The sequence below is a fragment of the Rhizobium pantanalense genome (assembly GCF_030182525.1).
Lineage (GTDB): Bacteria > Pseudomonadota > Alphaproteobacteria > Rhizobiales > Rhizobiaceae > Rhizobium.
Genome location: NZ_JAQJCH010000003.1, coordinates 16,493 through 27,707, shown reverse-complemented (window position 1 = coordinate 27,707; position 11,215 = coordinate 16,493). Strand labels below are relative to the sequence as shown.

General features: G+C 60.7%; 13 protein-coding genes. 12 read left to right on the top strand and 1 reads right to left on the bottom strand.

Going from position 1 to position 11,215, the window contains the following annotated elements:
* The first annotated feature begins 21 nt into the window (after positions 1–21).
* The 12 genes from PH558_RS09470 (at position 22) to visR (ending at position 10,631) form a co-directional block, all read left to right on the top strand.
* Positions 22–318: an STAS domain-containing protein gene (locus tag PH558_RS09470; protein WP_095433929.1), complete on the top strand. Its 297-nt coding sequence runs from the start codon at positions 22–24 to the stop codon at positions 316–318.
* Positions 315–680 (top strand): chemotaxis response regulator CheY1, encoded by a 366-nt coding sequence (gene cheY1, locus PH558_RS09465; RefSeq protein WP_004128526.1) that lies wholly within the window; start codon positions 315–317, stop codon positions 678–680. The genes PH558_RS09470 and cheY1 overlap by 4 nt, the downstream gene beginning before the upstream one ends.
* A gap of 16 nt (positions 681–696) precedes the next feature.
* Positions 697–2,982 carry a chemotaxis protein CheA gene (locus PH558_RS09460; RefSeq protein WP_285203841.1) on the top strand — a complete coding sequence of 762 codons (2,286 nt, stop codon included), beginning with the start codon at positions 697–699 and terminating at the stop codon, positions 2,980–2,982.
* Between the two features lie 4 nt (positions 2,983–2,986).
* On the top strand, positions 2,987–3,454 hold the full coding sequence (locus tag PH558_RS09455; RefSeq protein WP_095433931.1) for a chemotaxis protein CheW: 468 nt from the start codon (positions 2,987–2,989) through the stop codon (positions 3,452–3,454).
* Positions 3,451–4,359 (top strand): protein-glutamate O-methyltransferase CheR, encoded by a 909-nt coding sequence (cheR, locus tag PH558_RS09450; protein WP_069611293.1) that lies wholly within the window; start codon positions 3,451–3,453, stop codon positions 4,357–4,359. The genes PH558_RS09455 and cheR overlap by 4 nt, the downstream gene beginning before the upstream one ends.
* Positions 4,356–5,399 carry a protein-glutamate O-methylesterase CheB gene (cheB, locus tag PH558_RS09445; RefSeq protein WP_095433932.1) on the top strand — a complete coding sequence of 348 codons (1,044 nt, stop codon included), beginning with the start codon at positions 4,356–4,358 and terminating at the stop codon, positions 5,397–5,399. The genes cheR and cheB overlap by 4 nt, the downstream gene beginning before the upstream one ends.
* Positions 5,399–5,788 (top strand): response regulator, encoded by a 390-nt coding sequence (locus tag PH558_RS09440; RefSeq protein WP_095433933.1) that lies wholly within the window; start codon positions 5,399–5,401, stop codon positions 5,786–5,788. Before cheB ends, PH558_RS09440 begins: the two co-directional genes overlap by 1 nt.
* Positions 5,785–6,339 carry a chemoreceptor glutamine deamidase CheD gene (cheD, locus tag PH558_RS09435; protein WP_095433934.1) on the top strand — a complete coding sequence of 185 codons (555 nt, stop codon included), beginning with the start codon at positions 5,785–5,787 and terminating at the stop codon, positions 6,337–6,339. The genes PH558_RS09440 and cheD overlap by 4 nt, the downstream gene beginning before the upstream one ends.
* A gap of 16 nt (positions 6,340–6,355) precedes the next feature.
* Positions 6,356–6,769 carry a hypothetical protein gene (locus PH558_RS09430; RefSeq protein ID WP_095433935.1) on the top strand — a complete coding sequence of 138 codons (414 nt, stop codon included), beginning with the start codon at positions 6,356–6,358 and terminating at the stop codon, positions 6,767–6,769.
* Positions 6,770–6,937: 168 nt separating this feature from the next.
* Positions 6,938–8,614 (top strand): flagellar basal-body MS-ring/collar protein FliF, encoded by a 1,677-nt coding sequence (gene fliF, locus PH558_RS09425; protein WP_095433936.1) that lies wholly within the window; start codon positions 6,938–6,940, stop codon positions 8,612–8,614.
* Between the two features lie 521 nt (positions 8,615–9,135).
* The gene (visN, locus tag PH558_RS09420) at positions 9,136–9,873 is read left to right on the top strand and encodes a transcriptional regulator VisN (protein ID WP_113332073.1); all 738 of its coding nucleotides are present in this window, start codon (positions 9,136–9,138) and stop codon (positions 9,871–9,873) included.
* Positions 9,874–9,884: 11 nt separating this feature from the next.
* The gene (gene visR / locus PH558_RS09415; RefSeq protein WP_168192542.1) at positions 9,885–10,631 is read left to right on the top strand and encodes a transcriptional regulator VisR; all 747 of its coding nucleotides are present in this window, start codon (positions 9,885–9,887) and stop codon (positions 10,629–10,631) included.
* A gap of 143 nt (positions 10,632–10,774) precedes the next feature.
* Here the strand turns inward: visR and PH558_RS09410 are convergent, their stop codons facing one another.
* Positions 10,775–11,215: a hypothetical protein gene (locus PH558_RS09410; protein WP_092709076.1), complete on the bottom strand. Its 441-nt coding sequence runs from the start codon at positions 11,213–11,215 to the stop codon at positions 10,775–10,777.

The following is an 11,215-nucleotide window of genomic DNA, read 5'->3' as shown; positions in this document are numbered from 1 at the left end:
CAGACAACAAGGAATGAAGCGATGCCGAGCAGGAAAGGCGAAAAGACAGTCAGTCTGGCCGCGGTGCTGGACCTCAACGAGGCCTCCGCCCTTCGCGGCACGTTGATGGGGTTGCGCGGCAGCAATGTCGCGATCGATGCGTCCGGCGTCGAAAGGATCGGGACCTTGTGCGTGCAGGTTATCATGGCCGCCGCCAAGACCTGGGATGAGGACAAGCTCTCCTTCACCTTCTCCAAGGTGTCGGATGCATTTCAAAAAACGATGCAGGTGATCGGGGTGGATATCTCCCATCTGCTTGCCAAGGAGATCCGGCAATGAAGAAAAAAGTGCTGACCGTGGATGATTCACGGACCATTCGAAACATGCTTCTCGTCACTCTCAACAATGCGGGTTTCGAGACCATTCAGGCTGAAGACGGTGTCGAGGGCCTGGAAATCCTGGAAGAAGCCAATCCCGACGTCATCGTCACGGATATCAACATGCCGCGTCTTGACGGCTTCGGCTTCATCGAGGGCGTTCGCCGCAACGACAGATACCGCGCCGTTCCGATCCTCGTTCTGACGACCGAAAGCGACGCGGAAAAGAAGAACCGTGCCCGCCAGGCCGGTGCGACCGGCTGGATCGTCAAGCCGTTTGATCCCGCCAAGCTGATCGATGCCATCGAGCGCGTAACCGCCTAAACAGGATCCGCCCCTTATGGATATGAACGAAATCAAAGAGATTTTCTTCCAGGAGTGCGAAGAGCAGCTCGCCGAACTGGAATCCGGTCTCCTAAAAATGAATGACGGCGACCGCGACCCGGAAACCGTCAATGCCGTGTTCCGCGCCGTTCATTCCATCAAGGGTGGGGCAGGTGCCTTCGGTCTGGACGACCTGGTCGCATTCGCCCACGTCTTCGAGACCACACTCGATTGCGTTCGATCCAACAAGCTGGAGCCGACCCAGGAAGTCCTGAAGGTCATGCTCAAGGCCGCCGACGTCCTGGCGGATCTCACCAATGCCGCCCGTGATGGCGGCAGCGTCGATCAGGCCCGCAGCCGCGGCCTGGTCAAGGAACTGGAAGCCTTGGCAAATGGCGATATTCCCGCGCCGTCGGCCGCGGTGCTTGCCGATGTTGCTCCGAAGCCCGTTGTGGCCGCGCCTGCGCCAACGGATGAAAGTGGTTTCCAGCCGATCCCCTTCAGCTTCGACGATGATTTCGGCAGTGACGAGCCGGCGGTCGATGCCACCCCGGAATACGAAGTCAACTTCAAGCCACGCTCCGATCTCTATGCCAAGGGCAATGATGCGACGCTGCTGCTGCGCGATCTCTCGCGGCTCGGCGAGATGAATATCTTCTGCGATATGGATGCGCTACCGGGTCTCGTCGACCTCGATCCAGAAGGCGCCTATTTCAGATGGGCGATCTCGATCAAGACGGACAAGGGCGAAGACGCCATTCGCACCGTCTTCGAATTCGCTGAATGGGACTGCGATCTCGATGTGCAGCTGGCGGGAAGCGGTGGGTCTTCGAGCGGCGAAGAATTGCCGATGATACCAGTGCCCTTCGATCTTTCGATCCTCGACGACGGGGCCGCACCGGCTGCCGAAACCGTAGAGGAGACATCCGCGCCGAAAAACGATGTCGCTGCTGCCGTGGCTGCTGCGGAAACCGCAAGCAACGTCACGCAGCTGGCCTCGGCTGCCGCACGCGTCGAGAAGAAGGAAGCCGCCCTTGCCGCTGCTGCCGCTTCCAATGCAGCCGCGGCGCAGAACAGTGCCGCGGCTGCCGCCGCCGGCCAGACCATCCGTGTCGATCTCGATCGTGTCGACCGCCTGATCAACCTTGTCGGCGAGCTTGTCATCAATCAGGCGATGCTCTCCCAGAGCGTCATCGAGAACGACAACAACGGCGCATCCTCCATCAACATGGGTCTCGAAGAGCTGCAGCAGCTCACCCGCGAGATCCAGGACAGCGTCATGGCGATCCGCGCCCAGCCGGTGAAGCCGGTCTTCCAGCGTATGTCGCGTATCGTCCGCGAAATCGCCGACATGACCGGCAAGTCGATCCGCCTGATCACCGAGGGCGAGAACACCGAAGTCGACAAGACCGTCATCGACAAGCTTGCTGAGCCGCTCACCCACATGATCCGCAATGCCGTCGACCACGGCGTCGAAACGCCGGAAAAACGCGCGGCACTCGGCAAGAACCCGGAAGGCACCGTTCGCCTGACGGCAAAGCATCGCTCCGGCCGCATCCTCATCGAGCTTGCCGATGATGGCGCCGGCATCAACCGCGAGAAAGTCCGCCAGAAGGCGATCGATAACGACCTGATCGCGGCCGATGCCAATCTTTCGGATGAGGAAGTCGACAACCTGATCTTCCTGCCGGGCTTCTCGACCGCCGACAAGATTTCCGACATCTCCGGCCGTGGTGTCGGCATGGACGTGGTCAAGCGCTCGATCCAGGCGCTCGGCGGCCGCATCAACATCAGCTCCAAGCCGGGGCAGGGTTCCGTCTTCACCATGAGCCTGCCGCTGACGCTCGCCGTCCTCGACGGCATGGTGGTGACGGTTGCCGGCCAGACGCTCGTCGTGCCGCTGACGGCGATCGTCGAAACGCTGCAGCCGGAGGCTTCCGCCATCCATTCCTTCGGCGCCAACCACCGCCTGATCTCGATCCGCAATAGCTTCTGCCCGCTGGTCGATGTCGGCCGTATCCTGAATTTCCGTGCCACGCAGGCCAATCCGGTCGAAGGCGTCGCGCTGCTGGTGGAATCGGAAGGCGGCGGTCAGCGCGCCCTCATGGTCGATGCCATTCAGGGCCAGCGCCAAGTCGTCATCAAGAGCCTTGAGGCCAATTACACGCATGTCCCGGGCATTGCGGCGGCAACCATCCTCGGCGATGGCCGCGTGGCGCTGATCCTCGATGTCGATGCAGTGGTCGGTGCTTCGCGCGGCCAGTCGCTGAAGCCTGAAATGTCTTATGCGGCGGTGGGGTGAGTTGATGTCCTATGCCGTCAAGAACCTGAGCCAGGGCAATCGCGAGCTGATCGCCTTCCGGATCGGCGACCAGGAATTCTGCGTCGACATCATGTCGGTTCGTGAAATCCGCGGCTGGACCCCGGCAACGGCCATGCCGCATGCGCCCGGTTACATGCTCGGCGTCATCAACCTGCGCGGGGCCGTGCTGCCGATCATCGATCTCTCCGCGCGGCTCGGCATGAAGCAGGCGGAGCCGACGGCGCGGCATGTGATCATCGTTGCGCAAGTGAAGCGCAAGGTGGTCGGTCTTCTTGTTGACGCCGTATCGGACATTCTGACGATCACCGACGACAGCATCCAGCCGACGCCGGAAGTCTCCTCTGATCACGAGCGGCAGTTTGCCCGCGGCATCGTGGCGATCGACCGCCGCATGATCTGCCTGATCGAACTGGAAGCCCTGTTCCCCGAAAGCGAAAGCGAGGCTGCATGAGCGTGATGGGAGCAATGGATTTCAAGGCGTCTCCGGACGAGGTGCTGGCGAGCGGCGAATATCCGCTGACGCGCCGCGATCTCTCGGAAATCGCCGCCATGATTTATGCGGATGCCGGCATTTCTCTCAATGAGAGCAAGGCGTCACTCGTCTATTCCAGGCTGTCGAAGCATATCCGCGCGCTGGGCTTGTCCGGCTTCCGCGATTACTGTCAGCTGGTGTCTTCGCCGGCGGGAAGTGCGGCGCGTCGCGAGATGCTGTCGCATCTGACGACCAATTTCACCCGCTTCTTCCGCGAAAACCATCACTTCGATCATCTGCGCGACGAGGTTCTGCCGGGTCTCCTAGCGCGTGCCAAGGCTGGCGGCCGGGTCCGCATCTGGTCGGCCGCCTGTTCCGACGGGCAGGAGCCTTACTCGATCGCGCTGACGGTGCTTGCCTTGATGCCGAATGTCGCTGACTTCGATTTCAAGATCCTGGCAACGGATATCGACCCTAAGATCCTCGGGCTTGCCCGCGCTGGCGCCTATGACGAATCTTCGCTCGAAACGGTTTCTCCGGCCATGCGCAAGCAGTGGTTCCAGGAAGTCAATGTCCAGGGCCGCCGCAAATTCCAGATCGACGATCGCGTCAAGCGGCTGATCACCTTCAACGAGCTGAACCTGCTCGGGCAATGGCCCTTCAAGGGCCTGTTCGACGTCATCTTCTGCCGCAACGTCGTCATCTATTTCGACGAGCCGACGCAGACGAAGATCTGGACGCGCTTTGCCGGCCAGCTGCAGGATGCCGGCCATCTCTATATTGGCCATTCCGAGCGGGTCGCCGGTGAGGCCAAGCACGTCTTCGACAATATTGGCATCACCACCTATCGCTATCTCGGCAAGACCGCGGGGAGGAAGCCATGAATTCTCCTGCTCGTGTTCTCGTGGTCGATGACTCCCCGACGATGCGCGGCCTGATCACCGCCGTCCTGCGTGCCGATCCAGAGGTCGATGTCATCGGCCAAGCCGGCGATGCGATGGAAGCGCGCGCCGCCATCAAGGCGCTCAATCCGGATGTCGTCACCCTCGATATCGAGATGCCGAACATGAACGGCCTCGAATTCCTGGAAAAGATCATGACGCTCAGGCCCATGCCCGTCATCATGGTTTCCACGATGACGCATCGCGGCGCCGACGCGACGCTTGCCGCCCTCGAGATCGGTGCGTTCGACTGTGTCGGAAAGCCTTCGCCTGGCGAGCCACATCCCTTCGGCGATCTGGCGGATAAGGTAAAGGCGGCTGCCCGCTCTCAACGGCAATATGTGAAGCCAGCCGCTCAGCGCGTGCCGCCGCCGGCCGTCGCGGATTTCCGTGTGGGCCGCAAGATCGTCGCGATCGGTTCCTCCACCGGCGGCGTCGAGGCGCTGATCAATGTCTTGCAGAAGTTCCCGGCCAATTGCCCGCCGACCGTTATCACGCAGCATATGCCGCCGACCTTTACGCGCAGCTTCGCCGAGCGCCTGAACCGCCTTTGCGCCCCGGTCGTTCAGGAGGCGACCGATGGTGCGCGGCTGGAAATCGGCAAGATCTATCTGGCGCCGGGCGGCGAAAGGCACCTTAGGGTCGCCAATGCCGCGGCACCCCATTGCCGTCTGGTGGACGGCGGGCCGGTGAACGGCCATCGCCCTTCCGTCGACGTGCTCTTTGATTCGGTTGCCGAACTGGCCGGCCGCAATGCCGTCGGCGTGATCCTGACCGGTATGGGGCGCGACGGCGCCGCCGGTCTCCTCAAGATGCGCCACGCCGGCGCGCGTACCATCGGCCAGAACGAGAAGACCTGCGTGGTCTATGGGATGCCGAGGGTCGCCCACGAGCTTGGCGCAGTCGAACAGCAGTTTCCGCTGAACGCCATTGGCGAGGAAATTTTGAAAGCCACAGCCGCCCGAAAGGAAGGGAGCGAATAATGTCTCTAGCGGAGAAAATCAAAGTTCTGATCGTTGACGATCAGGTCACCAGCCGCCTGCTGCTGAGCGATGCGCTGACGCAGCTCGGATTCAAGCAGATCACGGCTGCCGGCGACGGCGAGCAGGGGATGAAGATCATGCAGCAGCAGCCGCATCATCTCGTCATCTCCGATTTCAACATGCCGAAGATGGACGGGCTCGGCCTCCTGCAGGCGGTGCGCACCAACCCGACGACCAAGAAGGCGGCCTTCATCATCCTGACGGCGCAGGGCGATCGCGCGCTGGTTCAGAAGGCGGCGCAGCTCGGTGCCAACAACGTGCTCGCCAAGCCCTTCACCATCGAAAAGATGAAAGCTGCCATCGAGGCCGTCTTCGGAGCTCTAAAATGATCGTCGAGGGTGCTGCCCGCCGCGTGCATATTATTCAGGGCGAGTACAAGGTCATCAGCGATCCCGAAGTGGTACTGACGACCATTCTCGGCTCTTGCGTGGCGGCTTGCCTGCGCGATCCCATCGCCGGCGTTGGCGGGATGAACCATTTCCTCCTTCCGGGAATGGCGAACTCGCCGATGAGCGGTGGCGATGCGACGCGTTACGGCGTGCACCTGATGGAACTCCTGATCAACGGCCTCCTGAAGAAGGGCGCGAGGCGTGACCGGCTGGAGGCGAAAGTTTTCGGCGGCGCCAAAACGATCGCGACCTTCTCCAATGTCGGCGAGCAGAACGCGGTCTTTGCCATGCAATTTCTGAAAGACGAAGGCATCCCGGTCGTCAGCTCCAGCACGGGCGGCGAACACGGGCGCAAGATCGAATATTGGCCAATCTCCGGAAGGGCCAGGCAATATCCGCTGACCGGCGCCGAGACGCAGAAGACCGTGGCGCTGGAGCAGCGCCCGGTCATTGCTCCGAAGCCGGTCGACAACACGATCGAATTTTTCTGATCAACGAGGCAAGCGCATGACCCCCTTCCAGCGCGTTGAGACGGCCGCCATCGAGGAGACGCTTCCGGCTATCCTCTTGCGCATCGTTTCCGAATTGCACGACGTCGCCTATCTGATCGAACGCATCGAGCCTCAGCTGCTCGATATCAGCGACGCCAACATACTGGCCTCGCCGGAGGCCATGAAGGTGGTGCAGGGTATCGATCTTGCCGTGCAGAAGACACGCGGCATCGCCGAATTCATCGATACCATTGCCGGCACCATGCCCGAGGGCTGGACGGTGGATCTCGCGACGGCGCTGAGCCTGGTCAAGCTGACGGAGATGCAAAAGGCGCTCGGCGGCGGCGGTTTTCACACGCATTCGCAGACCATGACCCAACCCGTGGCCCAACCCATGGCGAAGGCTGCCGGCGATTTCGATTTCTTCTGACTGCGTCGTCAGCAATAGATACTGTTTTTCTTATGTAATCTCCTGCATTTCTTCCCGGCTTTTTCCTGGGCTCTTCTGGCCGGACGAAACGTTCGCACAAGTTTCAATTTCTATTTTCGCCGCATAGCACAAAGCCATCAGGTCTTTGACGAATCATGCGAGAACAGAATGAATCTGTTAAATCAATTAGTTCCCTTGCTTCGGAATCTTCAGAATCTCGGGAGAACGCGGCTGATGATCCTGGGGGGCGTGGGCGCGGTGTCCATGCTGCTGATCCTTTTTGCAGCCCTCTATGTCAATAAGCCCGCACAGGAGACACTGTATGTCGGCCTGGATGCGACGGATCTCAACCAGATCAGCATCGCGCTCGCGGAAGCCAAGATCAATTTCCAGGTCGGTACGGATGGCTCCAGCCTGACTGTTCCGGCGGGCATGACCGGCAAGGCCCGCGCGCTTCTTGCTGAACGCGGCCTGCCCACCAGCGGCAAGGCCGGCTATGAGCTCTTCGACAATGTCGGTTCGCTCGGTCTGACCTCCTTCATGCAGGAAGTCACCCGCGTCCGTGCTCTCGAGGGCGAAATCAGCCGCACCATCACCTCGATCGCCGGCATAAGCGCTGCCCGCGTCCACATCGTCATGCAGGATGTCGGCAATTTCCGAAAGGCGGATCAGAAGCCGACGGCATCCGTCATGATCCGCGCGAGTGCGGAAGCTGCCCGCAAATCGGCTTCGGCTATCCGCCACCTCGTCGCGTCGGCCGTTCCCGGTCTGGAGGTCGATGATGTGACGATCCTCGACTCCACAGGCCAGTTGCTCGCATCGGGCGACGATCCCGGCAACGGCGCTCTCAGCCGCAATCTCGGCATCGTGCAGAACGTGCAGAGCGAAGTCGAATCCAATATCGACAAGGCCTTGGCGCCCTTCCTCGGCATGGATAATTTCCGCTCCAGCGTGACGGCACAGCTGAATACCGACAGCCAGCAGGTGCAGGAAACCACCTACGATCCGGACTCGAAGGTCGAACGCTCCGTCCGCACGGTGAAGGAAGCGCAGAAGTCGCAGCAGAGCCAGCCCGACAGCGCCGCGACCGTGGAGCAGAATATTCCGCAGGCGGCTCCGCAGTCCGGCGGCAACACGCCGACGTCGAACGATCAGTCTGACAAGCGCGAGGAGCAGACCAACTACGAAATCAACAGCAAGACGACGGCCACGACCCGTACCAGCTACAAGATCGAAAAGCTGTCCGTCGCCGTGGTGGTCAACAAGGGCCGCATCGCGCAAATGGTCGGCCAGGGTGCCGATCAGGCCAAGATCGACGCCTATATTGCGGAAATGCAGAAGATCGTCGCAACGGCAGCGGGTGTCGATCCGGCCCGCGGCGACATCGTCACCGTCAATGCCATGGACTTCCTCGACAACCAGCTGCTTGAAGACACATCCTCCAGCTTCAGCATTACCGATATGTTGAGCCGCAACATGGCCGGCATCATCAACTCGCTGGCCTTCGTCGCGGTCGCCTTCCTGATCGTCTGGATGGGCTTCCGTCCGCTGATCCGCTCGCTCGGCGGCTCGTCCAACAGCACGGCGCTTCCGGAAGCAGCGGGCCTGGAACTGCCGGATTTCGCGCCGGCGGTTGGCGGTCCCGGCGCCGCCCTGATGGACGGCTTCGGCTCGGACTTCGGCTTCGACAGCACCGACGACCTGCTGACGATGGGCGACGATGGCGGCACGTTCAACCGCCGCGTCAAGGAAGGGCCGGAGCGCCGCCTGTCCCGTATGGTGGAAATCAGCGAAGAACGCGCTGCAAAGATCCTCAGGAAATGGGCCGTGGACCAGGCTGCCTGACAAAAGGACCGGGAAATTCCCGGTCCTTTTTCTATCCAGCGGATGACATTTGAACTTGCATCATTGTCGATACCACCTGTGATCAATTAGTCGCGGCTAGACGAATTGACGTGTTCGTAAGATGGAATTTCAATGGATATACGGTTGCTGGGTATAAAGAATCGACTTACAAATACTGTATCTATTGCGTAACAACTGTGTATTCCGAGCGAATCGACCATCGTATTCCGCGTTTCGCATGTTTTAAGTTTGTAGATTCCGGAGCGGGAAATTAGCTCATGATTCGTAGATCGTGCTTGCGGCAATGCGCGCGGGTGCGATTGCGGGTGTCGAATTCAGGGATGAGACATGTGCCCATCCATCCGTATCCGCCGGAAGTGTTTTGGTCGCGGTAGAGAAAGATCCGGCTTCGATGCCTCGTCGAGATTCGCTGTCGGTTCTCTGAGGTGAAGGGATTGGGTTCTGACGGAACAATGCTCTCGTTGACGGCCGATCGTCCAACAGCGGCAGGAAATGCAAGTATGGACATGCAGATATCGCAGATGAGCAAAGGCGATAGGGATGCGCGATCGATCGCGTCCGCCGGAGCCATGTCGCGCGAGCAGCTCATTCTGCAGCTGAATGCCGTTTCAGGCCCTGCCTATCTTCAAGCCGGCCTTCACGCCTTGGCGAGCTACGCCGGCGCCTCCCATTATCTTCTTGTCAGGTCCGATCTTATCCAGGAAAGCGGCCTCGACTTCGTGATTTCCTCCGATTGGCCCTTCGATCTCGTCCGGCGCCTGGCGACGGAGCTGACAAGTGGTTATGGCCGCATCGGCGAGCTGGAAAAGTGCATGGCGCTGTTTCAGCCAAGCCTGGCGCTGCTCCCCGATGATGTCTCGCTGCCTGACGGTGTGGGCCGGCAATATCATGCCTTGACGTTCAATGTCGGTCGCACCCGCTTCTCCCTGCTGTTGCTGGCGAGCGAAGCGGCGGTGCTTCTGCCCGAGCGGTTGAGGGATGTCGGCCTCCTGGCCGGCTATCTCGCCAGTTCCACACGTTGCTTCGAGGGCAAGCTGGAGCGCGATTTCGATCTGACCGAGCGCGAGCTGGAATGCCTGTTCTGGATCGCCGAAGGCAAGACGAGCGATGAGATCGCGATGATCCTCGGGATCTCGCGCAATACCATCAACAACTATATCACCAGCGTCATGCGCAAGACCGCCACTAAGACCCGCTCGGAGGCTATCGCCTTTGCAGTGCGCAATAATCTCGTTTAAGGGCCGACCGGATGCGCTATCAGCCAGACAGGACCACGGATATGCCGGGCGAATCACGGCTTACCCGTTCCGGGCGGATCTCCGGCCGCTCCGATCTGTTCCCGAAGCTGGTGTCGATGCAAAAGCTGATCGACGCACAGCATTTTGCCGTTTATCGCCTGCACGGCTCCGGCCTGCCGCATAAGCAGCGCCTGGTATGCGAACTCGATAATTGGGGCTCGGCCAACTCCGTCGTCGGCAAATCCTTTGTGGAGGCCTATGGCGAAGCGCTGATCGAGCATATCGACAAATCGCTGCTGCCGCTGATGTGGAACGGGCGCGACAGCGACAGCACCGCAGAGACGCCGGATTTTGCCGTCTTCACGCAGCGCCTGAAGCCGCATCTCCTGCCTTTTGCCGGCGCCGCCTTTCCTGTGCGGCTCGGTGCCGTCGGCAACGGCTACACCGTCTTCACGGCCAAGTTCATGGATCTCTCGAGCGATATGATCGTCGAGCTGCACGGCCGCAGCTGTCAGATCATGATGCAGCTCCTGTCGCTGGATGAGCGCCGCTCACAGGCGGCTGAAGCGCTGAGCGAGCGCGAAATCGCCTGCCTGCAGCTCGCCGGCGACGGGCGCATCAGCGAGGAGATTGCCGAGAAGCTGGGATTGTCGGTGCATACCGTCAACGCTTATCTCGGATCGGCGACGATCAAGCTCGACAGCGTCAACCGCATCCAGGCCATCGCGAAGGCGATCCGCTTCGGCTACATAAGCTGAGATAGCGGCGCCTTGGGGCACTGCCGCAAGACGAAATCACCTGCGACACGTTACCGAACAAATGAATAGAGCGGCGGTCCGGTTTTTGCCGGATGCACGCCGCTCTCGCGAGTCACTTTGCCGATTTTTGAAAAAGGACTTCCTCAGAATGCGTGTGCGGCCTCGCCGCGGACGACGTAACGCGCGTCCCTTAGGCTGCGGGCGAGGAGCGCCGTGTTCTCGTCGGGATCGACGGAGGCCTTGTCGAAGGCAATGTGGTTGATCTCGATGCCCGCATGGTGCTCCGCCAGCGAAAGCTTGGCATAGATGGTGACGCCCCGCGGCTTGATCTCCAGATCGAGCGTGACTTCCGCCGGCCCGCCCCAATCGAGCTTGTAGTCGCCGCCGAGCCCGAAATTGACCGTGCCGGGAAGAAAATAGAGCTCGGCGGCCGAGGCGACGAGGTCAGCGAGGTTGCCATATCGTTCGAAGCGCAGCAGCGAGATCAGATCGGCGGCATCGAGGAGGCGCAGCTCGCTTGCGACCGGGCTGATGGCTTCGGCTAGTATTTGTTCACGCTGGGCAGAGTAGGGGCATTTTTTCAT